Origin of the sequence: Rothia sp. HC945, assembly GCF_051370785.1 — a bacterium.
In the GTDB taxonomy this organism is placed as follows: Bacteria; Actinomycetota; Actinomycetes; order Actinomycetales; family Micrococcaceae; genus Rothia.
This window is the reverse complement of sequence record NZ_JBFCSN010000001.1, coordinates 1538905-1561970: the sequence shown is the minus strand read 5'-3', so window position 1 is coordinate 1561970 and position 23066 is coordinate 1538905. Positions and strand designations below refer to the sequence as shown.

At 64.5% G+C, this 23066-nt stretch carries 17 protein-coding genes; 7 read left to right on the top strand and 10 right to left on the bottom strand.

The window, feature by feature from the left end:
- Positions 1-129 precede the first annotated feature (129 nt).
- A complete protein-coding gene (locus AB0Y14_RS06900; RefSeq protein ID WP_436588441.1) occupies positions 130-10851 on the bottom strand; it encodes an amino acid adenylation domain-containing protein in 10722 nt (3573 codons plus the stop codon).
- A 273-nt stretch (positions 10852-11124) separates the two neighbouring features.
- Here AB0Y14_RS06900 and AB0Y14_RS06895 point away from each other — a divergent pair, with 273 nt between their 5' ends.
- From AB0Y14_RS06895 to AB0Y14_RS06885, 3 genes are all read left to right on the top strand, one after another.
- Entirely contained in the window at positions 11125-11397 is a 273-nt protein-coding gene (locus AB0Y14_RS06895; RefSeq protein ID WP_436588440.1) for a hypothetical protein, read from the top strand.
- Positions 11398-11701: 304 nt separating this feature from the next.
- Positions 11702-12319, top strand: coding sequence for a sigma-70 family RNA polymerase sigma factor (locus AB0Y14_RS06890; RefSeq protein WP_436588439.1), 618 nt, complete (start codon positions 11702-11704; stop codon positions 12317-12319).
- An 8-nt stretch (positions 12320-12327) separates the two neighbouring features.
- Positions 12328-13125 carry an anti-sigma factor gene (locus AB0Y14_RS06885; protein WP_436588843.1) on the top strand — a complete coding sequence of 266 codons (798 nt, stop codon included), beginning with the start codon at positions 12328-12330 and terminating at the stop codon, positions 13123-13125.
- A 20-nt stretch (positions 13126-13145) separates the two neighbouring features.
- On the opposite strand, the gene AB0Y14_RS06880 is transcribed toward AB0Y14_RS06885, so the two are convergent.
- Genes AB0Y14_RS06880 through AB0Y14_RS06870 form a run of 3 tightly spaced genes read right to left on the bottom strand, consistent with a single transcriptional unit; the run spans position 13146 to position 15317 of the window.
- Positions 13146-13994 carry an alpha/beta fold hydrolase gene (locus tag AB0Y14_RS06880; RefSeq protein WP_436588438.1) on the bottom strand — a complete coding sequence of 283 codons (849 nt, stop codon included), beginning with the start codon at positions 13992-13994 and terminating at the stop codon, positions 13146-13148.
- Complete coding sequence (locus AB0Y14_RS06875) at positions 13924-14331, bottom strand: epoxide hydrolase N-terminal domain-containing protein (protein WP_436588437.1); 408 nt, start codon at positions 14329-14331, stop codon at positions 13924-13926. The genes AB0Y14_RS06880 and AB0Y14_RS06875 overlap by 71 nt, the downstream gene beginning before the upstream one ends.
- Positions 14328-15317 carry an MBL fold metallo-hydrolase gene (locus AB0Y14_RS06870; RefSeq protein ID WP_436588436.1) on the bottom strand — a complete coding sequence of 330 codons (990 nt, stop codon included), beginning with the start codon at positions 15315-15317 and terminating at the stop codon, positions 14328-14330. Before AB0Y14_RS06870 ends, AB0Y14_RS06875 begins: the two co-directional genes overlap by 4 nt.
- 89 nt (positions 15318-15406) lie before the next feature.
- On the opposite strand from AB0Y14_RS06870, the gene AB0Y14_RS06865 reads away from it, so the two are divergent.
- The gene (locus AB0Y14_RS06865) at positions 15407-16024 is read left to right on the top strand and encodes a TetR family transcriptional regulator (RefSeq protein ID WP_436588435.1); all 618 of its coding nucleotides are present in this window, start codon (positions 15407-15409) and stop codon (positions 16022-16024) included.
- Between the two features lie 72 nt (positions 16025-16096).
- Here the strand turns inward: AB0Y14_RS06865 and AB0Y14_RS06860 are convergent, their stop codons facing one another.
- The 4 genes from AB0Y14_RS06860 to AB0Y14_RS06845 all read right to left on the bottom strand — a co-directional run bounded on the left by AB0Y14_RS06860 (position 16097) and on the right by AB0Y14_RS06845 (position 19059).
- Complete coding sequence (locus tag AB0Y14_RS06860; protein WP_436588842.1) at positions 16097-16882, bottom strand: aminotransferase class IV; 786 nt, start codon at positions 16880-16882, stop codon at positions 16097-16099.
- Between the two features lie 408 nt (positions 16883-17290).
- Positions 17291-18085 carry a helix-turn-helix domain-containing protein gene (locus tag AB0Y14_RS06855; RefSeq protein ID WP_436588434.1) on the bottom strand — a complete coding sequence of 265 codons (795 nt, stop codon included), beginning with the start codon at positions 18083-18085 and terminating at the stop codon, positions 17291-17293.
- 80 nt (positions 18086-18165) lie between these two features.
- Positions 18166-18711: a type 1 glutamine amidotransferase domain-containing protein gene (locus AB0Y14_RS06850; protein ID WP_436588433.1), complete on the bottom strand. Its 546-nt coding sequence runs from the start codon at positions 18709-18711 to the stop codon at positions 18166-18168.
- 57 nt (positions 18712-18768) lie between these two features.
- Complete coding sequence (locus AB0Y14_RS06845; RefSeq protein WP_178980603.1) at positions 18769-19059, bottom strand: antibiotic biosynthesis monooxygenase; 291 nt, start codon at positions 19057-19059, stop codon at positions 18769-18771.
- Positions 19060-19180: 121 nt separating this feature from the next.
- On the opposite strand from AB0Y14_RS06845, the gene AB0Y14_RS06840 reads away from it, so the two are divergent.
- Positions 19181-19381 carry a hypothetical protein gene (locus tag AB0Y14_RS06840; RefSeq protein WP_436588432.1) on the top strand — a complete coding sequence of 67 codons (201 nt, stop codon included), beginning with the start codon at positions 19181-19183 and terminating at the stop codon, positions 19379-19381.
- A 53-nt stretch (positions 19382-19434) separates the two neighbouring features.
- Here the strand turns inward: AB0Y14_RS06840 and AB0Y14_RS06835 are convergent, their stop codons facing one another.
- The gene (locus AB0Y14_RS06835; protein ID WP_436588431.1) at positions 19435-20157 is read right to left on the bottom strand and encodes a helix-turn-helix transcriptional regulator; all 723 of its coding nucleotides are present in this window, start codon (positions 20155-20157) and stop codon (positions 19435-19437) included.
- Positions 20158-20241: 84 nt separating this feature from the next.
- Between AB0Y14_RS06835 and AB0Y14_RS06830 the strand changes: the two genes are divergently transcribed.
- Positions 20242-21111: an NAD(P)H-binding protein gene (locus AB0Y14_RS06830; protein ID WP_436588430.1), complete on the top strand. Its 870-nt coding sequence runs from the start codon at positions 20242-20244 to the stop codon at positions 21109-21111.
- Here AB0Y14_RS06830 and AB0Y14_RS06825 read toward each other — a convergent pair.
- Positions 21084-21410 carry a hypothetical protein gene (locus AB0Y14_RS06825; protein ID WP_436588429.1) on the bottom strand — a complete coding sequence of 109 codons (327 nt, stop codon included), beginning with the start codon at positions 21408-21410 and terminating at the stop codon, positions 21084-21086. The genes AB0Y14_RS06830 and AB0Y14_RS06825 overlap by 28 nt on opposite strands.
- On the opposite strand from AB0Y14_RS06825, the gene AB0Y14_RS06820 reads away from it, so the two are divergent.
- The gene (locus tag AB0Y14_RS06820) at positions 21391-22887 is read left to right on the top strand and encodes an FAD-dependent oxidoreductase (RefSeq protein WP_436588428.1); all 1497 of its coding nucleotides are present in this window, start codon (positions 21391-21393) and stop codon (positions 22885-22887) included. The two genes, AB0Y14_RS06825 and AB0Y14_RS06820, sit on opposite strands and share 20 nt — an antisense overlap.
- Positions 22888-23066: the final 179 nt, after the last annotated feature.

Below are 23066 nucleotides of genomic sequence, written 5' to 3'. Positions count from 1 at the left end.
ACTCCTTGGGATAGCTGGTTGTTCTTGGGTCCCGATCAGGTCAGGCAGGTACATAGTCAGTTCGGAGCGGTTGCGCAATCGGATTGCCGTGACGCCTTCTGATGCGCACCCTCGGACCCCGCCCGGGGCTCACAGGGTTCCCCACCGCTGAAGGGCGGCCGCCACGTGGCGTGCCGACTCGGGGGTGAGCATGTCCGCATGTGCCGCCGGGATTTTGTCCACGGTCACGTGCCCGTTCACATAGGACGACCACGAATCCGGGGTGGGGCGCCCCGCAGGGACGTTGTGCGTCGCCTCCATGACGCGCATGTCTCCGTCGACAACGGGGATGGGCGCAGTGTCCAGGAGACCCGCAATGGTGCGGAACCTCCGGATGATCGTGTCCATGACTGCCTCCGGAACGGCCGCCAGAGAGCTTCCCGCCTCTTCCATGAGCTCCGCGACGCGATGAACGTCGAGCACCTCGTCCTCCGGGACCTCGGCTCCGATATTTGTGAGGAGGCTTCGCCAGAGGTCTTGGTCGGTCTCCAAGGCGGCCGCGGAATCTCCTTCCGGATAGGCATCCATCACCGCGAGAGTCGACACCTGGTGACCGCGGTGCTGCAACTCGGCGGCGATCCTGTGGGCCAGCCGGCCTCCGAGCGACCATCCGACCAGGTGGTACGGCCCCTGAGGCTGTTCTTCCTGAATCGTGGTGATGTACCGGGAGACGAGCTCCTGCATCGACGCCGGTTCCGTGATCTCGGGTTCATCCGGGGCCAGGCCGTGCATCTGAAGCCCCAAGAGCGGTCGCTCCGTCTCCAGATGTGACAGGAGCGCGGAGAATGCCCAGGACAGGCCGCTCACTGGGTGAACAGCGAAGATCGGTGTGCCGTGCCCTTCGGAACGCAGCGGAAGCACCGGTCGGAGGCTATTGGAGACTTCATGCCGCCCCGATTCGGCCAGCGCCGCCAGAGCCTCCACCGTGGGCCCCTGAAAGATGGCCTGGACCGGGAGCTCGGAACCGAGCTCCGAGTTGACGGCCGCAATCGTGGGCTGAGCGAGGAACGAATGGCCGCCGAGGGCGAAGAACGACTCCGTCGCCGAGACCTCGGTGACTCCCAGGACGGTTTCGAAGGCCCGCGCCACTGAACGTTCGGCGGGAGTGTTCGGAGCGCGGCCCGGTCGAGCAGGGCTCAACCGTTCCGGCTCGGGGAGAGCGGCGTCGTCGACCTTTCCGTGAGGCGTCAAGGGGATTTCGGCCAGGCACTGGACCGTGGCCGGGACCATGTAGCCGGGCAGCTGGCGTCCGAGCTCGTGGAGCAGTTCTGTGGAGAACTCCTGCGAATCATCGCACTGGCGTCCCTGCGGAACGATCCAGGCGATCAACTCGGTCCCACGGTGTGTCTCGCGGGCCCGGACCACGGCTTCGGCGACGTCGGCCTCGGCGCGCAGCAGAGCCTCGACCTCGGTCGGTTCCACCCGGTAGCCCCGGATCTTGACCTGCGAATCGGCTCGCCCGAGCGTGCGGATGCGTGGGGCGAGATCTCGGAGCCGGCGGTGTGCTCCGTGCTCATCGAGGGGTGGCTTGGGTGGTTCGTCGCCACCGTCATCGGGCCGCTCCACGAGCACCAGATCGCCGGTACGGTACATGCGGCTGCCGTCCTTGGAGAACGGGTCGGGTGAGAAGGACGAGGCGGTCATGGACGGCTGACCGGCGTAGCCGTCGGCCAGCTGCGGACCGGCCAGCCACAGTTCACCCGTGGCCCCGTCCGGCACCGGTCGGAGCCGATCGTCCAAGACATACGCCCGCGTGGACGCGGTCGGCGAACCGAGATCGGGCCGAGGATCCGCTGACACATCGGCGACGAGCGCATCGACCCCCACCTCTGTGGGGCCATAGAGGTTCCACGCGCGGACACCGCTGAATCCACGCAGCCAGGTCCACAGGCCGGGATCCACCGGTTCTCCGCCCAACAGAAGGGTAAACGGGTTCTCCACCGTCTGTGATGCGAGCAGATCGGGCAGTCGGGAATGCGCGGTCAGTGCGCTGACGTAGCTCGGCGTGCTTTCCCACGCGGTGATGCCCCGGTCGGCGAAAAGGGTCGCGAGGGCCTCCGGATTGCGTCGGGTCTCGTCGCCGACCAGATGCACCTCGTGGCCCGCCAACAGCCAGAGGACGGGATCCATAGCGGCGTCGAAGCCCACCCCGGTGGTGTGGGCCAGCCGCACCCGCTGCTCCCGCGGGTTCGGGATGATCGTCCCGAGGTGGGATACCAGCAGATGGTTCAGGGCACGGTGCGGGACCTGGACGGCCTTGGGCCTGCCCGTGGTCCCCGAAGTGAAGATCACGTAAGCGGCCTGGTCCGGGCGGTTGTGGACGGCACGTGACGTCCGTCCGGCCGCGATATCCGCTTCCCGGGTCGGCCGCCCGGACTCGATCAACGCCGCGATGCCGAGCACTCGTTGCCCGGATATTCCTCCGAGGCCGGCGGCGTCGCGGGCCAGGGACGAGGACGAACTCAAGCCGGCGGGAGGTTCTTCGTCGCTGTGAATGACCAGGCGTGCCCCCGAAACGGCCAGCATGTCGGCCACCCGGGTCTCCGGCAGGGAGATGTCTATGGGAAGCGCGACGCCGCCGGCTCGCCACACGGCCAACACCCCGGCCATCGTGTCGGCGGACCGCGGCAGACACAGGGCGACGACGTCGCCGGATTCAACTCCCTCGGCGGTGAGCCCGTTGGCCAGCTGACGGACGCGTTCGTCCACTGCGGAGAAGGTGAGGGTCCTGTCCGGTGCGACCAGGGCCGTATGGTCGGGGACCTGGCGCAGTGTCGCGTCGAAAACGTCGGAAGTGTCCGTCGCCTCCGTCAAGGATTGCGGCTGTTCCGCACCGGGGCGGGCGGTAGCAGTCTCGTGCACCGATCCACGGTACGGCCAGGGCCTCAGCGGAGACGCCAGCCCCGTCAGGGGAGTTTCGAGAACAGGCCTCTCCGGCTGCTGAACGGCCTCCGCAACGAACTGGATCCACCCTTCCACCAGCCTGCGGGCGGAGGCCGCGGTGAACTTCGCGGCGTTGTACTCCAATACGCCGCCGATTTCTTCCGCCGGCTCCCTGCCCGGACGCAGGGTGAAAGACAGGTCCATTTTCGCGTCGCCCGTGGTCCCAGGGTCCAGGACGGTTGCCGTCACGCCTTGCAGATCCAGCTTCACATCGGAGGGTTCCTCGACCGAGAGCATGGTCTGAAAGATCGGATGCCGGCCCAGCCGCCGCTCCGGCTCAAGACGCTCCACAATACGTTCGAACGGCACGTGCTCGTCCTCGAGCGCGTCCAGAGTCTGGCCCCGGGCGATATCGACGGCGTCGTAGAAGTTCGCGGACTCGCCGTCCAACGGCAGACGGATCGGCAGCGTGTTCACGAAGAACCCGATGAGATCCTGCATATCCGGGTCTCGCCGTCCGGCCGAAGGAGTGCCGAGCACGATGTCGGGCCCAGCCCCGATGCGGCGAAAATACCCCGCCAGGGCCGCGAGCCAAACGTGGAAGCCACTCGCGGACCGGGCCGCGGAGAGCTCCGCGATGTGGGCCGCCAACCCGGCGGGAAGTGCGAAGGACACCTGTCCCGCGGGCTGGCGCGCCGACTCCGCGCCCCTGCCCGAGAAAGGCAGCTGAAGCTCTTCTGGGATGCCGGCCAGGCGGTCCGCCCAGCGCTCCAGGGCGGCGTCCTCGGCGCGGCCGGCATCATCCCGCTGGGCCACAGCGTGCCGTTCCCGGCGTGCGACGTCGCCGAACTGGACCCGCAGGGGGCGGAGGAGAGCGGTCTCGTCGCAGAGTCGGGCGGCGTAGGCTGCGCCGAGATCCCGGACCAGAGGGCCGAGGGACGCGCCGTCCGTGGCGATATGGTGAATCACCAATTCCAGCCGCCAGCTGTTCTCGCCGAGACGGACCAGCGCGGCGCGCAAAGGTGTCTGGCGGGTCAGATCGAAGCCGGACGAAAGATCCAGGGGCGTCTCTCCAAGCACTCCCGTCACGGGATCGTGGACGCGCTGAACCGGAATCGGCTCACCGCTGTCCCCAGAAAGCTCCGCAGGGTAGCTCGTGCGCAACACCTCGTGCCGAGCGACGAGATCGTCCACGGCGGCCGCCATCGCCCCGGTGTCGAGTTCACCGTCGAGCCGCACATGCAGGACCACGTTGTACTCGGCGCTCTCGGGATCGAGGCGGTTCAGGAACCAGAGGCGGTGCTGGCCGGCAGTCAGCGGCATGGGGTCGACGGAGTCACGCGGATGCTCCTTCGCCCAATCCGCCAAGGGCTGGTCGAGCACCTCCCGCACGACATCCGGTGCGGTGTCGGTGCCGCGTTCTCCGGCATCCTCATCCCGGAGAGGGCGACCGGGCGCGGAAGCCAGCGAGAGCAGCCGACGAGGGGACCCACCCTCAAAGACCGCGCGCAACGGCACGTCGAGGCCCAGCTCGTGTTGCAACCGCCCCACGAGCGAGACAGCCAGCAACGAATGCCCGCCCAGGGCGAAGAAGTCGTCCTCGGGACCCACCCCGGAGATCCCCAAGACCTCTCCCATGAGGTCGCATACCTTCCGCTCGTGCTCGTTTCTGGGGGCGGAGTCGCTCGCCCGGTCCTGCGGATCCGGCAGAGAGGAATCATCAACCTTGCCGTGCGCCGTCAGAGGGACCGAGTCAATGCGCGTCAGACGCGTCGGGAGCATGTACGAGGGCAGGAGCCGAGCCGCCTCGGACAGCACCACCTCGAGCTCACGATCGGTCACCAACCAAGCCGCGAGCTGGGCGGTCTCAGCCCCTCCAGGGGCCACCACCCGAACGATGACAGAGTCGACGCCGTCGACGGTACCGAGCACTGATTCCACCTCAGCAAGTTCGATGCGGTAGCCACGGATCTTGACCTGGTCGTCGTCACGCCGAAGGAAATCGAGCGTGCCGTCCGCACGACGGCGAACGATATCGCCGGTGCGGTACAACCTGCCCCCGGACGTCCACGGATCAGGTACGAACCGGACGGAAGTTTCCCCTGGGCGACCGCGATAGCCGTGCGCTTCGGACAGACCCGAGAGATACAGTTCCCCCTCGACCCCGGGCGGCACGACTGAGAGATACGGGTCCAGGACGCGTGCGGTGACGTTGCCAATCGGCCGACCGATATGAGGTTCAGTTCCGGTCATCCGGCCCAGCACGGAGTCCACGGTGAATTCACTGGGCCCGTACAGATTCCACCCCGACAGTTCCGGGGTGTCGACGATCTTTCGCCACAGCGCAGCCGGCACGGCCTCACCGCCGAGGGCAACGGTCAGTCTGCTGCTGCGCTCGCGGAGAGAGTCGATCAACCCGACGGCGATCAGCTGGCGAAGATACGACGGAGTGGTCTCCAGGACGGCAATATCGCCATCGACCAGAAGGGCGGCAACGCTTTCGGCATTGACCCGTTGTTCTTCCGAGGGAATCTCCAGCGTGGTCCCACCGACGAGCCACAGCAGCGGGTCCCAGGCGGCGTCGAAACCGAGCCCGCTGAGATGAAGCATGCGAGGCAAACCTTCGGCGCAGGCTCGTTGATGGGGTTCCACCAGATGTTCGTGGTGGTGGACATAGACATTCTGCAGCGCACGATGCGGCACCTGGACGGCCTTGGGCACGCCCGTTGTCCCCGACGTGTGCACGAGGTAGGCGGTGTCTCCCGGTGCCGGGTGTGCCGGGACCGGGTGCTCGGCCGGACCCTCCAGGTCCGTTGGATCGAGGAACCGTACGGGTGTCGGCGTGGACGCCAGTGCATCCTGCACAACCTCGGAGAGGGTCCCAGCGTCCACGATCGCGGCCTTGGGCTCCGAACCCGAGACGATCCGGGCAATACGGGGCGGGGGATAGGAGACATCGACCGGCACGGCGACCGCGCCGGCGCGCAAGCTCGCCAGGACGCCGATGAGCGCGTGGACCGTGCGCGGAAGAGCGATGATCACGCGGTCTCCGGGCTCCACGCCCGCTGCGGCCAAGTGCGCGGCGCCATCGTCCACGGACGCCGACAATTGGACGAAGTCCAGTGCCCTGTTCCGATCGGACAGCGCCGGTGAGTCCGGCCAGCGGCGTGCGGTTGCGGCGAGCGTGTCGATGATCGTGCCGGAGGCCTCCACTGGTGCGCCGGAACTGTGTTCCTCGAGCCAGGCCGACGTTCTCGGATGCACCGAGGACAACTCAGAGACTCGGCGCGCCGAGGAGTGCTGCCACACCTCGAGTACTCGGACGACGCCGTCGAGAATGCTCTGCGCCGTGCCCCTGTCGAACAGGGACCGGTCGAAGCCCAAGGACAGACCGAGCGGTCCGTCCTCGCCCGCGGGAGCGTCCACGTCCATCATCAGATCTGTCTTCACCCCGGCACTCGTCACCTGGGGAGGCACCGTGACCTCGACCCCATCGAGGGATATGACGGCGGGCTCGGTGTTTTGCAGGGTCAGCATGACCTGGAATACCGGGTGCATATCCGGTGTGCGTGGGGGACTGACCGCATCGACGACCGCGTCAAAGGGCAGGTCTTGATGCGCGTAAGCAGCTAGATCCGATTCCCGGACGCGGTCGAGGAGTTCGCCGAGCTCCGGGTCCCGATCCAGTGAAGTACGAAGCGCCAGCGTGTTGACGAAGAACCCGACGAGTTCGTTCAACCGTGGATCGGTGCGGCCGGCGACGGGAGCGCCGATCACGATGTCCTCGCCTGCCCCGTGCTGCTTCAGGGCCACGGCCAGCGCGGTGTGCAAAACCATGAAGAGGCTTGCCCTGTGATCGGCCGCGACCTCGCGCAGAGCGGCATGGGCGGCGGCGTCGAGCGAGCTTTCGAGTTTTTCTACGCGGCCCATCGACGGACCGACGTTCGCGATGGCTTCTTCCGTTCCCTGCTCCTCGTTCTCGACCATTCCCTCGGGGGCCAGGCCCCGCGGGCGGTCCCGAGGCAGACCGATTTCCGCCGGCGCTCCTTCTAACCTGTCCCGCCAGAAGGCGATCTGCCGATGCACTTCGCCGGATCGGTCCGTGTTCGCGTCCAGATGCTCCCGCTGCCACAGGCTGAAGTCGACGTAGGTCACGGCGAGCTCATCGAACTGGGGCGTTTCGTTCCGAACCCGGGCGGCATAGGCTGCCGAGAGATCGCGAGCCAAGGGCGCCAGCGACCAACCGTCCGAGGCGATATGGTGCATGACCATCACCAGTGTGTGATCTTCGGGTGATGTACTGAGCAGCACGGTGCGCAGCGGCGTCTCCCGCGTGATGTCGAAGGGGCGTGAGGCTTCCTGCCGCACCACGTACTCGAAGCGATCGGCAGGAACAGTCACCGCGGTGAATCGGGGCCGACCGGCCTCTCCGTTCAAGACCTTCTGCTCCGGCTCACCGTCGCGAGCGGGGAAGATCGTGCGTAGCGGTTCGTGGCGCCAGGCGATATCGGCCAGCGCCTCTTCCAGCGCGGTCGCGTCAAGGCGGCCCGTCAGGTGCAGGACCACGGGAATGTTGTAGGCCGGCGAGTCCGGTTCGAGCTGGGCCAGGAACCACAGCCGGCGCTGGGCCAAGGAAACCGGCACCGTGTCCGGACGCGTCCGTCGCCGCAGCGTGTCGACGGCGGACACGGAATCTGCATGCTGGAGTCGCGCAGCCATGGCGGCCACCGTGGGGCGGTCGAAGACGTCGCGTACCCGGACGTCGATCTCCAACCGGTCGGTCAGCTGTGCAGCCAAACGAGTCGCCAGGAGCGAGTGTCCGCCGGCTGCGAAGAAGTCCTCGTCAATGCCCAGCCCGTCGGCGTCGAGCCCCAGGACGTCGGCGAACTCGGCGGCCACGTCGCGTTCGAGGACAGTCCTCGGGCGTTGCGTCTCGGCATCCTGCGTCCGTGGCTCGGGCAGCGCCTTGCGGTCGAGCTTGCCGTTGACCGTGAGCGGAAAGTCGTCCAGCACAACCACCCCGGCGGGAACCATGTACTCAGGCAACCGGTGCCGGAGCTCCTCTTTCAGCTGGTACCCGTCCAGGACGGTTTCCGAGCGGTCCCCGGTCTTGGACACGTAACCGATGATTCGGGTCGTCGGCCCGTCCCCGTGGACCACCGCGGCCGCCCGGCCGACGTCGTGAAGAGAGCTGAGCGCCGTCTCCACCTCGCTCAGCTCGACCCGATAGCCGCGGATCTTGATCTGGTCGTCGGCGCGCCCCATGAACCGCAACGTCGAGTCCCGGCGGCGACGCACGACGTCGCCGGTCCGGTACATCCGCGAGCCGTCGTCGGCGAAGGGGTCGGGGACAAACCGTGAAGCACTCGAGCCGGGCTGGCCCACGTAGCCCCGGGCCACGTTCACACCCGCCAGGTAGAGCTCACCCACGGCACCGTCCGGGACCGGACGCAGGCCGCTGTCCAGGACATAGTGTCGGCTATTGCGCACCGAGGAACCGATGTGCGGCTGATCCTCGGCGCCGACGTCGGTGACCATGCTGTCCACCGTTGTTTCCGTCGGCCCATAGAGATTCACGGCCCGGACGCCGGACAGGTCAGCCAGCCGGTCCCAGAGGTCTTGGCGAAGGTCTTCGCCGCCCACGGCAATGAGCGACGGGTGAGGTTGGGGAGAGTCGTCGGTGGTGGCGTTCAGGAGGTCCGTGTCCAGCAGGGCCTCCGCGAAGGACGGGGTGGTCTCGATGACATCGATCTCGTGGTCCTTGAGCAACGCGGCGAGAGCCTGAGGATCCCGCCGGGCCTGATCGTCCACGAGATGCAGCTCGTGTCCGGCGAAGAGCCACAGCAAAGGGTCCCAGGCGGCGTCGAAAGAGAGACCGGCGGTATGCGCGACCCGCACGCGCCGACCGAGGCGGGCCCGGGTCGGCTCGAAGAGTTCGGCCCGATGCTCCTGGTAGAGATTGCGCAACGCTATGCGCTCGACGCCGACCCCCTTGGGACGTCCGGTGCTTCCGGACGTGAAGATCACATAGGCGAGATCGTGCTGGGAGGCCTCTGGAAGCCCTCGAGGGTTGGGGGAACATTGGTGCCATCCCTGTTCGGTGTCCGCATCCGTTGCCAGCGTCCGCAAGCTCCACGGCGTACCCGCCTGTCGGTCCTTTGCCGCTTGCGAATGGCTGGTCAGCATGAGCGCGGGGTCGGAGTCTTCGATCATCTCGGCCACGCGCTCCACGGGGTACTCCGGGTCCAGGGGCACATAGGCGCTGCCGGATTTGAGCACGGCGAGCACAAGCACGGGAAGGTTTGCGCTGCGCTCCACGCGTACGGCGATCGCATTGCCAGGACCCGCTCCGCACGTGAGCAAATAGTTGGCCAACCGGGTGGAGTCTTCCTCGAGCTTCCCGAAGCTCAGCGTCCCGTCTGGGGCGACGACGGCTGTCTCGTTTGGGCGATCGGCGGCGATCGAGGCGAAGGACTCCACGATGCTGAGGGGCTCGATGGTGCGGCGAGACCCGGCTCCGTGCTCCAACAGCCGGGCGCCTTCGTGCTCCGTGGTGAGTTGGACCTGATCCACGGTGGTGGTCGGCGTCTCCAGGGCGGAGGCAATGAACCGGAGCAGCCGATCCGCGTGCTCTTGCAGGGTCTCCGCGCTGTGCAGGGCGGCGTCACCCTCCAGGAGGAGAGTCGGTTCGGCATCGGTGCTGCCCAGTCCGGAGAGGACCACGGAGAGATCGTGGACCGGACCCGTGGCGAGGATATTGACGCGCGCCGAGGCCCTGCCGAATTCCAGGTCCTCGCTCACGGGAAGGAAGTTCACGGAGGTGCCGGACATGCTGGGAGCCTGTGGGAGTTCCTCGAGCCGGAAGCGCTGATGGCGGACGGCGTTGCGCACAGTCTTTCCGGCACGCAGCACGGTGTCCTCGATGCTCTGGCCGGGAGACACCTTCAGCCGCAGGGGAAGGATGTTGGAGAGCATCGACGGGATGGACTTGGCGATGCGGCCGCGTCGGGCGGTCACAGGCAGGCCCACGGAGATCTCTTCCTGGCCGGTGATCCGTCCCAGGTACATGCCGACCACCGCGATCACGGTGCGAGGGATATCGCGGCCGAGCTCGCGCAACGGCTTCGCCTCACGTTCGGTCAGCGCTCTCCGGACCCGCACGACCTCTTTCGCCGGACCGTTCGGGGTTCCCTCGAGCCCCTCGATCGCGGCGTCGTCCTGGATTTCACGGCGCCAGAACGCCTCGTCCTCCGTATGCTGGGAGGAACGGTGGTAGCTGTGAAGGTCGGCCAGGAGGTCCTCGTGACTGGGGAACGGCGAGGGGATAGCGGCAGCCGCCTGAGCGATGCGTGAACCCAGCCGGTTGCTGAGGCTCTCGGGAGGGACCCGCTGGATCAAGGCCGAATAAACCCGTGAGAGGTAACTGGTGACCATGACGGCCGAGTATCCGTCCACCATGATGTGATGCATGCGTTGGTAGAAGAGGCTCTGTCCACGTGGAAGCTGGAACAACACGGCGGCGCTGAGATCTTCGGAACCGGGAACCCGGGGAGTGGCGAGGTCCTCGGTCATCCGCTGGTCTGCGACGTCGCGGGCTTCGCGAGGGCTCAGGTCGCTGAGGTCCACGGTGGACACCAAGTGGTCCGACGGGTCGGGACGCTCCATCGTCGCGAAGGGCCCATCGCGGTCCGCGTCGAATCGCAAGGAGAGTGCGTCGATGTCCCGGACAGTCTTCGTCCAGGCGATGCTGAACACCTGGGCATCGATCCGTTCGTCGAACTCCAGGTACTGGCCGATCTGGTAGGTCGCGTTGCCCGTATCCAGTTGCTGGGCATACCAGATGCCCCGCTGGGCGGGCGTCAGCTCGGTTCTGCGCGTCGAGGTCTCGGTTGCCCGGGCCGAGGGCGCCGGTGCAGTGGTCGTATCCATCAGATGATTTTCGATTCGGGGTACCTTGTACTCACATCGGGTGCAGATACCCAGGTATTCGGAGCGAGGCCGTTGTTGGATTGGCGGTGGCGAGCACAAAGTCGAGTCAGCGGACGTATCGGGGATCCATCGACGTCGAGCGCACTCCTTCGCCCGGACACCAGTGGTGAGGTGTCGCCACGTGGTGGGGCGAATTCAGCCGTTGTGGCTCTCGAACACGGCGTAGACCACGTAGGTGTCTTCTCTGATGAATCCGCGGGTGCCGAACTTGGTATGACTCATGATGGTGCTGTCGTCCTGGGTTTGGGCTCAGGTCCGGTAGCGACGCTGCAGATACACGACCCCTCTACCTACTGCCGCCAGCCCGACTGCACCGGCACCAATGCCTACTGCGGTGGAGGAAGGGTCGGTTTTCTGGCCGACCTCGGCATCGACGCCGCCCTCAGGGACAGCGCCCATTTGCGAGGCGTTCAGGGCCCGCACGCTGCAGGCAGGGTTGCCGCCAACGGCAATGAGTCGTCCAGCGGGCTCATTTCCTGCTGGTAGGTCTGGCTCAGATTCATGGGGCCAACGCCGTCTAGAACCACTACCGCGGTCCCGTCCTTCAGCGCCTGATGGGTGGCGCGCGTCGTTGCAGTGCCGTCTGTCTCGTTCCGACGCGGCCGGATTCAGAGGCCGGGAACACACATCCATATGCGCGGCGGTACCGAATCAGAGGTACATCCCACCCGGGATCACACAGAAACGCCGCCCGGCGGACGAGTGGCGTGGGCCGGGAGAGGACTGCCCTGCGGGGCGAATGCTGCCGTCGTATCGGGCGTGCAGCACCTCGAGAAGTTAGAGAGATCATGTGAGTTCTTCCTCAGCTGCCCCGGGAGGTCGTCGTGGGGCATCGAAGAGAGGTCTGAACGACGCGGACGAGGCCTATCGGGCTGCCTTGGTCGCTCGTAGCGCCCGAGGCGACGATTCAGCTTTTGCTGACCTGTACGATGCCACCGTCTCGGTGGTCTACGGTGTCGTGATTCGTTTGCTCCGTTCCAGTGACTTGACCGCCGAAATTGTTCAAGATGTCTATCTCATGGCCTGGCAGCAGGCGGTGAAATTTGATCCCGCTCGTGGAACGACCAAAGCCTGGTTGTCCACGATGGCCCACCGCCGCGCAGTGGATATGATCCGTTCCAGCGCGCGACGTCGTGACCGCGAGGAGTACTACCAAGTCAGGGAGGGGGAAGGCGGCCCCGCAGACCAGACGTGGGACGGAGTCCAAAGTGCTTTGGACAGAGAGGACGTGGACTCGGGGTTGTCTCAGTTGAGCCCGGTTCAGCGGCAGGCCTTGGAGTTGGTTTATTTCCGGGGATTGACCCATCAGCAAATGGCCCACTACCTGAGGATTCCGTTGGGGACAGCGAAATCCAGGATCAGGAACGGGCTGGTCACTCTCCGGGCAGTATTGGGGGAACAGTGCTAGATCACAGTATGGAGGGGGCTCATCGGAGTGGCGACGTCCATTCGGACGCTGCACTGTACGCTGTTGATGCCCTCGAGCCAGAAGAAGTGCGAGCTTTCGAAGCGCACTTGGACACGTGTTCCAGGTGCCGGGAAGAAGCCAGCTCATTCCAGAGAACCGCCGAAGGGCTGGCCGAAGCGGTGGCGGTGGAACCGCCCGCGGAGCTGAAGGCACAAGTCTTCCGTGCGATTGACCGTGATACGGGCCGAGAAGCCGAAAGGGCCCGGCAACGAACGCGCCACCCCGACCGGAATTCCGAGACCGATTCACAGGCCAAGCTGTATAGGTTCGAGACGAAGAGAGCTCGTCGCAACCGCTGGCTGCTCGCGGCGGCCGCTATCATCCTGGCGCCTGGCCTGGCACTAGGAGGCTGGAGTCTCGGCCATCAGGCCGGGAACGATGGCCAACAGGTCACCGCAGAGCGGCAGCACGAGCAACAACGTCAGGATGATCTGTTGGCCGCTCCTGACGTGGCCGTGAAACACATCAGTCAGGAAGGAGCCTCTGCCACGGTGGTCGCTTCCCGTGAACGAACCGACGCCATGTTTGTCGGGTCGAATTTCACGGACCCAGGGCAGGGCAAGCAGTATCAGCTCTGGCTGATGAAAGATGGCAGCCCCGTGCCTGACAAGACCTTCAACGGTGGCGACTCCAGTGTTTGGTTGACCGGAAATGTGGGCGACTCCGACGCCGTGGCCGTCACGGTTGAGCCTGAAGGGGGATCCAAGGCTCCAACGAGCGACGTGATGATGTCTACCGAGATCTAGACGGCCAGTCTCGCCAGGGCTCATTCATCGGGGGCGTCGCGGAATGAGGCGCGAAGCTCGGCCACGAACGTTGTGGGTGTCTCCAGCATCGGAAAGTGTCCGCCGCGGTCCAGGACGTTCCAGCGGCGGAGGTCGACGAAGCGTCGTTCGACCCAGGACCGGGGAAGTTTGCGCAGCTCTTCGGGAAATACGGACACCGCGGTGGGAACCGTGACCGGAGTGGTCATGTCCAGGCCCGAGCCGTTCCGAGCGCTTTCCCAATAGAGGCGGGCCGAGGATGCACCGGAGGCGCTGAACCAGTAGAAGGCGACGTTGTCGAGCATACGGTGCCGCGATACCGCATTCTCCGGGTGGCCCTGGCAATCGGCGGCATCGTGAAACTTCTCGATGATCCAGGCCAATTGAGCGGCCGGTGAATCGACGAGCCCGTATCCGATGGTTTGAGGTCTCGTGGATTGAATCGCCGCGTAGCCCATGCCTGTACGCCGGAATTGTTCTTCATGGTCCAGCCAATCGCGCTCGGTGGCGGTGAGCTCATCGTCCGAAAATCCGCTGGGACGGGTCGCGTGAGGAACGGTCGTGTGCATCATGGCGACCCGATCGGGGTGATGTATCGCCAGAGTGATCGTGACCATCGCGCCCCAGTCGCTCCCTTGGGCGAGGAAACGCTCATAACCGAGGCGAGTCATGAGTTCGGCCCAGACGTCGGCGATCCGGCGAAGATCCCAACCGGGAGTTCTGGGCTTCCCCGAGAACCCGAACCCGGGGAGAGAAGGCAGAACCACGTGGAATGCGGGTTCATCGTCCGGCGGGTTGACCAGACCGTCGACCACATCCAGGGCTTCGACGGACCGAGCCGGGCCACCCATGAGTGATCAGCAGAGGGCGCGCATCTGCGCGTGAAGACCGGACGTGCAGGAAATGGATGTCCAGGCCATCAATCTCAGTGGTCCACTGGCCGAGGCCATTCAGCTCGGTTTCCAGGCGACGCCAGTCATGATCGTGCAGCCAGTACTGGCACAGTTCGTGGACATACGTCAGCGGGATGCCCTGTGCCCACTCATCGTGGTTGCTGAGTACCGTCTCGTGCTCCGGAAAACGCGAGGCACGCAGACGTGAGTGAAGATCGTCGATCGCCTCGGTAGGAACGTTCAGAGCAAACGGCACGATACCTGTGTGCTCGGTGGCGCGCTGGTCTGCAGTCATTCTCTGCCTCCTGTGCTCTGTTCTGATTGTCTTGTCAACGCGTGGTCATCAGCGATGACCCGTTCCATCACCTGGGTCGGCTTCGGTGACGGGCGCCCCTCGGCCTCGGCATATGCGCAAGCGAGATTCGCGTACACACGAGAGGAGTGTGGCCAGTTCCCATAAGGGCCAAGATCGATGTCCTGATAGGCCGTCTCCAGCGGCATACCGGCCGCCTGGGAACGCCTCGCGTGTTCCTGCACAAGCGAGAAATAATCGCGCACCTCACGAACGCCCTCCTGGTCTGTGACAGAACCGTGCCCGGGAACCACGACGTCCGGAGCGAGGGCCAGGATTGTCTCGCACGCTTGGATCTGACCCGAAATGCTGGCCCAGGAGATGGGTGTTGTGCGATGGAATATGATGTCGCCGGCGAATACGACGCCGTCGTGCGGTACGTGGACGATTGCATCACCGGGCGTGTGCGCGGGTCCGACCTCGACCAGGTGTACCGCGATGTCTCCGAGGGAGATCGTCCGCGATCCGGCAAATGATTCGTTGGGCTCCACGCGGGTCCAGGCGGTGTAATCAAAAGTCTCGGCTTGCCCACGTGCCCATGCGCCCACCGCGGTATCCGGTTCCACGAGATCCGGAAGTGATTCCGGATCCGGTGTCGCGCGCATCTCTTTGACCGCGGCGTCCGTCGCGATGATTCGACCCGCGTCGAAGACGCCGTTGCCTGTCCAGTGGTCGAGGTCGTGATGCGTATTGACGATCGTGGTGTGTGCGGGATTTCGGCTGTCGAAGCATTGGTCGAGGGCTGCTCGCATGGCCCGGGCCATGCGCATGTCATTCTGCGTGTCGATGACCAGCACCTCATCTCCCGCTATGACAACGCCGGAATTGCTCAGGCCCCAACCGCCAGGGGGTTCCAGCCAGGCGTAACAATGGTCGGCCACGCGATGCAGGTCCTCTGTGTAGCTAGTGCGATCAATGTGGTTCACCATGTCCTCCCAACTCCAACGATGTGGTTGCAGTCTATGTTGTCCGCGGGGTGGAATACAACCACACCGTTGGAGTTGGTATGCTTGTCTCCATGGCCTGGGATACCGAAGGAACGCGGAGACGACTCAAAGAGGCGGCAACAGTCGAATTTGCCGCGCACGGCCCCGACGGCACGTCCATGGCGCGCATCGCCGAACGGGCAGGAATCAACAAGGAACGCTTGTACAACTATTTCGGTGACAAGCGGGCGTTGTTTCATACCGTGCTCGCTGACGAACTCGCTCGGCTGTCCGCATCGGTGGTCCCCCCTGAAGGCGGGGATTTCGAGCGGGTTGGCGAATTCGCGGGGAGGACCTATGACTACTACGCCGACCACCCCGACCTTGCGCGGCTCTTGCTCTGGGAGGGGCTCGCAGACGGGCCCATCGCGGATGAGGCGAACCGTACTGAGCATTACCGACGGAAGGTTGCGGCTTACACTGCGGCCCAGGACAACGGGGCTGTGGGGACTGCTATTCCCGCCGATCACCTGGTGCTCTTGGTGATCGGCTTGGCCGCATGGTGGTTTTGTGTTCCGCAACTCGCGCAGATGCTCACCGGCACTGGCCCGGACAATGAAACCGAGCAACAACGGCGTCGTGCCACGGTGGTGACTGCCGCGCAGAACCTGGCCACGGCGGAGAGCACGCCCGGTAACGCCGGACGGTGATCCCACTCCACCGGCGATGGTGATGTCGTACTACTGTCCCAACGTCCTGGCCCACGCTGGCCGCGTTCGTCGTTAGACCAACGCCACGGATTCTTCTTCGGCATAGGCGCTGCGGAGGATTTCGAAGAAGGATTCGTCCTGAGCCAGGTGTATGTCTCCGATCCGAGATATCGGGATTCCGGGCGTCGTCGAATTCATGGATACTGCAGACCATCGATCGCTCAGGTCGGCACGACGGATGCTACGGGTTTGCTGAGCCACACCCCGGAGGCGAAGTTGGCGGCGGATGACTTGCATCGTGATGCCCGGGAGGTACTCGGCGTGCGGCCAGGTCACGGTCTCGCCGTCCCAAAAGGCGAGGTTCCACTTCGTCGCCTCGCTGAGCCTGCCGTCCCGGTCTTCGAACGCAGTGTCGTCGAAACCGAGCGATGCCGCCTGGCGTGCGAAGAACCTCGCCAAGCTGATTTCTCCGGCATGTTTTACATCAGGAAGGTACCTCTCGTGCCCTGCCACATCGAGGGAGAGAGGGCCATCTGGTGCAGATGCCGGTCCAGCCGTCCTCACGTAAACGTCGAGGCCCAGTGGAGTTTTCGCATGGCTCGGTGTGATGAAACAGAACATCGATGCGGAGTCGGCGTCGAATGCCGTGAGCCCCGTCCGAAGGCAGTCCAAGATTGTCTCGTCGGGGAGGTGTCGGCCAAAGACGGTGTCGCTGTTTTGACGCAGACGGTCAAGATGGAGGTCCAGGCCGCGGACCGCGTTGTCGCGTATTTGCATCGCCGTGAAATGGGCATCGCCCGAGAACGCCACTGCCGCAAGTGTCGAGGCAGATGCAGGCGAACCATTGAGGTGGATCATGTGGCTTGTCATGGGGCGATCGCTCTTCCTCTGGGCGCTGGAGTACGGCGGCGGTCAGATTTCTCCCCACCGATAGCCGGGAGGAAAACGCCGAGGGCAACCCCGATGGCCACGCAGCCCACGCTGATGATCGCGATGTCAGCGCGGTTGAGAGCAAATACCACCGAGTTCGACGATGCGCTCCCACTGTCGCTTTCGGTCGCCGTCACGTTTTTCCCCCCCCTCGACAGTGGCGCCCGTTGCGGATTGGGGTCCACAACGGTGTCACGACGAACCATACCCATAGTCCAGCGGCGTGGGACAACGATCCTTGGCAAGAATTCCGACGACGCCGGCTCACGTGACCGGCCGACGGCTGATCGCGCGCGGAGCCGACATCGTCGATTCGACGTTCCACCTCGGACCTGTTCAGCCCGTCTCCGCCTCGGTGTACACCACCAGGGAGACGTTGCGGCTCGAAGGGACCTGAAAGGTCGTGTAGTTGCAGACGACGATCCCCCGGCCTTCCACCTGAAGCCGCCACGAACCGTAGGCTTTCTCATACGGTTCGTACCGCGACCACAAGTATCGGAACGCGGAGCTGTTGTCCCATGCGGTGCGAAGTGCTTCGAGAAGCTGGTGCGTCGGAATGGACCTGGCCAGGGCCAAATGCGTCAGCCCGACCACCTCTCGGGCTTTGTCGGACCAGTCGACATACACCTGACGACTCTGCGGATCGGTGAAGATGTAGGTGAGAAGCGAGAGATCGAAACCGTGACCGGGCTCAGATGCTCCGTCGGGGAACAGGATTCCGGCGGTCGCCGGGGCAACTCCCCGAATCGTCAGGTCTTCCGTGAGAATGTGCAGCATCACCGGATCACGCAGCTGGTTTCCCAGACTGCGCAAAATCTGTTCAGCGTGAGTGACAGTCGCTGTGTCCTCCTCATCACCCTGCCCTGGACCGGGGGTCGCGAGGGCCTGGATGTACCGGGACTCCAATTCACTGAGCTGCAGAACTTCCGACAGCGAACTCACCACTGAGGCGGAAGGGTGGGCCGCCCGGCCCTGTTCGAGCTTCGTGTAATACTCCGTGCTGACACCCGCGGCCCAGGCGAGCTCTTCACGGCGAAGACCGGGTACCCGACGCGGCGTGCCCGCCTCGACAACCGGCCAGCAAGGGTCCGGGCCGATGCGGGCACGACGCGTGCGGAGAAAACCGGCCAACGCCGTATGTCGATACTCTTCAGAGGCGCGTACGGGCTCCTTCCGAAAGAAGGTCGGTTGCGCGAGACTCCGAGAGGCCATCAGTCGAGCTGACCACTGATGGCCGCCGTGAACTGCTCCATGTCCTTGGGAGTCCTCGAGGTGATCAGGATGAACCCGTTCGTATCGTCAACCACCACGGGCTTGTCCACCCATGCCCCGCCGGCGTTGTTCACGTCGGTGCGCAGGGAAGGAAACGACGTGAGGGTTTTCCCGACCACGAGGTCCGCTTCCACGATCAGCCACGGTGCGTGGCAGATCGCTGCTATTGGTTTGCCCGCTGCCGCAAAGGCTTTCACCAGTCGTTGAGCGTGATCATCCTGCCGCAACGCATCGGCGTTGATTGTCCCTCCTGGAACAATCAGGATGTCGAAGTCATCCGCTTGGCTCTCAGAGAGCAGTGCATCAGAGGGAACCCGGGCGCCCGAGTCGTAATCCATGACCAGGGTCTGGATCGATTCGTTCTCCGGGGTAGCGACCGTCACACGATGGCCGTTTTCCTCCAGATACTCCTTGGGCTTGATGAGCTCGTCTGTTTCCACACCGTATGAGGTGGCGATGACGAGGATCTTCTTCGGATCGCTCATGATGTAACTCCTTCTCTGCCGGGTCGAGGCCGACCTCTTCGTTCGCGGAGGATCGCCTCAGAAGTCGATTTCCTGGTAGTGGTGCTCTTCGTACTGGGAATTGAGGTAGTCGTTGACCGTTGCGTCGAAGTGCTTCCAGTGTGTCGTCTGCGCATGTGCATCGAGGTCCTCCTGGGTGTCCCAATGCTCGATGAGGTTGTAGGACAGGGGCTCCGCGACGTTCCGGTGCAACTGGTACAGAGTGCAACCCTGCTCCTTGTTGGACTCAACAACCATGTGGTGGAGGAGCTTGACGAAGGCGCCCTCGTGTTCCTGCTTGACGTCGAAGAAAACGTTGAGAATGACCATGTGGGAATCTTCCTTCACTTCTGCATGAGGCAACTGATGAATTCTCACCAGCTCTGACACCATCCACACAACCAGCCGTTGAATCATTGCGCCTGGCCTTGTCAGTACCAGGCTCGTTGGGATGAACAGGTTGACCGGATCGCCGCGGCAGCACATCCTGACGTCGTCCGCCCTGGCTCAGAACCTCTTGTCCTGGGCGCCCTCCGGCCCGGCCACGCGAGTCGCGGAGTCGGTGAAGTGGCACCTGGACAATCCGCCCGACACGTACTGGACCGACGATGATACGAAGGCCGACGACGAGGCGTTGCGTGCGGCCTCCTGAACCGTGGGATGACTGTCTCGAGGCGGACGCTGGAGCGCCCGCATTCGCCGGTCCTACTCATCCGGAGGCACGGTGCGGTTGTTTGGTCCGTCGTCGCTGGTGAGCCATTCATCGATCGATGTCCACGGAAAGACGCGCGGGTCGTGCGGTCCGGGGGAGGCTGTGGCCCCCTCGATCCGATCGAGGCGGAAGATGCGCCAGTCCTCGCGCATCAGATCGTAGGCAATGAGGTACCAGAATTGTTGGCGCAGGAGGTGCCGATACGGTTCGACGGTCCGATGCGAACCGCGACCGAACTGATCGGTGTAGTCGAAAGTGACCCGCGAACCCGTCGCAACGGCGTCGGCGATCTTTCCCACGAGGTTCCAGTCCACGGGGGCCGGAGGCTCCCGAGAGACCTGCGTCGAGAGGGCCACCGCGGCGGCGCGCTGTTTCAGCTTTCTGGGCAGCACTTGCTCGAGCTTGGCCCGTGCGGTCGCGGCGGTGGCGTCGCCGGGTGACCACGCTTCGAGAACCAACAGGCTTGTGATCATCGTCGAGACCTCGTCCGCTGTGAGCAGCAACGGCGGAATCTTCATGCCTGGCCGCAGCGCGTAGGTGGCGCCGGGGCCCGGGCGGGACCGGACCTCGTAACCCATGTCGCGGAGACGCATGGCATCCCGGCGCACGGTCCGTTCGCTGACCTGAAGCTGGTCAGCCAGCTCGCGACCACCCCATTCTCCTCCCGACTGGAGCAGTGCCAGCAGTCTGAGCGATCGCGTCGAGGGGGAATCCATGGCTCCATGATTCCACGCAATGCGGACAGGATCAGGCCGTATCTGAACCTAGCGTGGAAGCACGAAGGGAAGAGAGGAATCATCATGAAGATCGCCATCACGACCCCACAAGGAAACGTTGGTCAACACCTGACGCGCATGCTCATACGGTCGGGAGTCAGACCGTTGTTGCTCACCCGTCATCCTGAAAACATCCCCGCGTCCGTTGCAGAGTATGCGGACGTGATGCAAGCGGATTCGTTTGATCCGGACCAGATTGTTTCAGCCACCGCTGGTGTTGACGCGATCTATTGGGTCGACCCGCCGACCGCCTCGCCGGATCCTCTGGGGGACTACCGTCGTGCGACGGAGTCAGTCGTGGTCGCGGTCGAGGCGAACCGGATCGGGCGGGTTGTTTTCCAGAGCAGCGTTGGCGCGGAAAAGCGCCACGGGGCCGGCGAAATCGATGGATTGGCCGAGACGGAGGTAGCTCTCGATGCCTGCGGCGTGGATGTCACCCATCTTCGCTGCGGCTTTTTCTTCACCAACGTGCTCATGGACCTTTCCTCGATCAGAACGGGATGTCTTCAGACGGTGTTGCCACCAGACGCGCCCTTGAGCTGGGTGGCCCCGAGGGATATTGCCGAGGTCGCGGCGCTCACCCTGCTTAATCCCGACTGGACCGGGAGACACGTCCGGGCGGTTCATGGCCCTGAGGACCTGACGTGGCCACAAGCCGCGGAGATCTTGTCGGACGAGCTTGGCTGGGAAGTTCGGGTTGAGCACATCAGTGACGAACAAATGCGTGAGCAGTACCTTCAGGTCGGCATGTCGCCCGGGATGGCTGACGCGATTCTGGGGATGTCCACCGGATTGCGCGAAGGCTTCGAAGCAGAGCAAACCCGTTCGCTGCTCACGACGACTCCGACCCCCTTGCGTGGTTGGATTCAGGAGGAGCTCGTTCCCCGATTCTGACCTGGCCGTTGCACGAGGTCAGCCAGCGAGCACTCCGCATCACCGCGGAAATCGACGGCAACTACCGTGACCCGGCCGAACTGCGTCGTCTCATGAGTGAGCTCGGCGGGGCAACGGTACCCGAAACGTTCATGCTCTTCCTGCCGTTCCGCACGGACTTCGGGCAGAACACGACGTTCGGGGAGCGCACATTCGTCAATTCCGGAAGCGCCTTCCAGGACCAGGGCGGCATCACGATGGGTGACGACGTCATGATTGCCCCGAAGGTAGCCTCGGGATATGAGCGCATCCACGGACACAGACGTCATTGTCGTCGGCGGCGGGCTCGTCGGCCTGGCCGCTGGGGCGTTTCTCGCTCAGCACGGAGTGAGGACCACGGTGTTCGAAAAGCACCCGTCGACGTCCACACATCCCAAAGCTCGCCTGGTGACGATACGCAGTATGGAGCTCTACCGTTCGTTGGGTATCCAAGAGGAGATCCGCGACGCAGGTGATCCGGGCAAGGGGTTCGTGATCGGTCAGACCCTGTCCGACGACCTATCGACGTGGATTGCGCCCCCGGCCGAAGACGTCGAATCCCAGAACCTGAGCCCGACAACCCCCTATTCCTGCGATCAGCAGGTTCTGGAGCCCATCGTGCTGAAAGCCGCACGGCGGTTCGGCGCAGACGTCGAATTCGATTCCGCCGTTCTCGAGCTCGGGGAACGTGCAGATCGCGTGGAGGCAACCGTCCGTCACGCCGGACAGGAACGAATCGTTAGCGCCCGATACGTGATCGCCGCGGACGGAGCCGGTAGCGCTATACGCCGGCACCTGGGCGTCGGCATGACCGGAACGGAGGTTCCCGGGCGGTCCGTCAGCGCGGTATTCCGGGCCGACCTTTCACCGGCCTTGCGTGGGCGATTCGTCGACGCCGTGTTCTGCCGTGCGGCCAGCACGTTTCTCTTTGCCAGGGGAAATTCCGGTCATCGACGCTGGCAGATGGGTACCTACGTGCGCCCGGAGTGGGAGGACCGACGCACCGAGGACCTCACTGATGAGCTGTCCGACCTCCTGCGACAGGCCACCGGTCTCTCTGGCCTGGAACCGGACTTCGAGGACGTCGCTACATGGAGTACCGGGGCGTTCGTGGCCGACCGGTTCCGGTCCGGCCGGATCTTTCTGGCGGGCGATGCCGCCCACATCATGCCGCCCTACGGTGGGATGGGTGGCAACACCGGTGTTCACGACGTCCACGATGCGGCCTGGATTCTCGCCGCGGTGATACGTGGGGACGCATCGCACCGACTGCTCGACACGTACGAAGGGGAGCGTCGGCCCATCGATCAGGCCATAGTCGACCAGGCCCTTCTCCGTTCCCGGAAAACCCCTGGCCAGAAGAAACCCAGCGGAGAGATCGACGCCCTGACCCTTGCGTTGGGGTCACGCTACGGCGCCCCTCCTGGTGATGAATTCGAAGACCCCCATGAGCCGAGCATGGCCGTCGGGACTCGGGCCCCGCACCTGACGCTGCGTGGCGGGGGAAGTGTGCATGACCTTCTGAGCCCGAGACAATTCACCGTGATCGTCGACGGGCCCGTCACGAGAACCGACACCCGTGCGGAGTTTGTGGCACTGGGAATGCAAGACGTTGCTGCGGGGCAGCGGGACCTCTGGGCCCACACCTATGGTCAGGCTGCAGGACATCTCGTTCGGCCGGACGGGGTCCTGGCCGGAGCATTCGAGGCGCTGGCCGATGTGCCGGGGTTGATCGATCGAGCGCTGCGCGTGCACTGACTCCTGCAACTCGCTCACGGCTGTGGTCCGGTGGCTGTCCCTTCCTCAGGAGGAGGTTTCCGGATGAAAGCGAAAGGGTGAACAAACTCCTTGGACCCCCCGATTTTCCGCGGGCTTGGGGCTCATCACGGCAATCGCTTGCTGCTCGCTGGTCCCGATTTTGTTGAAGACCCCGAGTC

Coding starts and splice junctions, on each gene's coding strand:
- AB0Y14_RS06900 (WP_436588441.1), bottom strand. CDS start 10,851: ATGGATACGACCACTGCACCGGCGCCCTCGGCCCGGGCAACCGAGACC.
- AB0Y14_RS06895 (WP_436588440.1), top strand. CDS start 11,125: ATGACTCATGATGGTGCTGTCGTCCTGGGTTTGGGCTCAGGTCCGGTA.
- AB0Y14_RS06885 (WP_436588843.1), top strand. CDS start 12,328: ATGGAGGGGGCTCATCGGAGTGGCGACGTCCATTCGGACGCTGCACTG.
- AB0Y14_RS06880 (WP_436588438.1), bottom strand. CDS start 13,994: ATGGGTGGCCCGGCTCGGTCCGTCGAAGCCCTGGATGTGGTCGACGGT.
- AB0Y14_RS06875 (WP_436588437.1), bottom strand. CDS start 14,331: ATGACTGCAGACCAGCGCGCCACCGAGCACACAGGTATCGTGCCGTTT.
- AB0Y14_RS06870 (WP_436588436.1), bottom strand. CDS start 15,317: ATGGTGAACCACATTGATCGCACTAGCTACACAGAGGACCTGCATCGC.
- AB0Y14_RS06865 (WP_436588435.1), top strand. CDS start 15,407: ATGGCCTGGGATACCGAAGGAACGCGGAGACGACTCAAAGAGGCGGCA.
- AB0Y14_RS06860 (WP_436588842.1), bottom strand. CDS start 16,882: ATGATCCACCTCAATGGTTCGCCTGCATCTGCCTCGACACTTGCGGCA.
- AB0Y14_RS06850 (WP_436588433.1), bottom strand. CDS start 18,711: ATGAGCGATCCGAAGAAGATCCTCGTCATCGCCACCTCATACGGTGTG.
- AB0Y14_RS06845 (WP_178980603.1), bottom strand. CDS start 19,059: ATGGTCATTCTCAACGTTTTCTTCGACGTCAAGCAGGAACACGAGGGC.
- AB0Y14_RS06840 (WP_436588432.1), top strand. CDS start 19,181: ATGAACAGGTTGACCGGATCGCCGCGGCAGCACATCCTGACGTCGTCC.
- AB0Y14_RS06835 (WP_436588431.1), bottom strand. CDS start 20,157: ATGGATTCCCCCTCGACGCGATCGCTCAGACTGCTGGCACTGCTCCAG.
- AB0Y14_RS06830 (WP_436588430.1), top strand. CDS start 20,242: ATGAAGATCGCCATCACGACCCCACAAGGAAACGTTGGTCAACACCTG.
- AB0Y14_RS06820 (WP_436588428.1), top strand. CDS start 21,391: ATGAGCGCATCCACGGACACAGACGTCATTGTCGTCGGCGGCGGGCTC.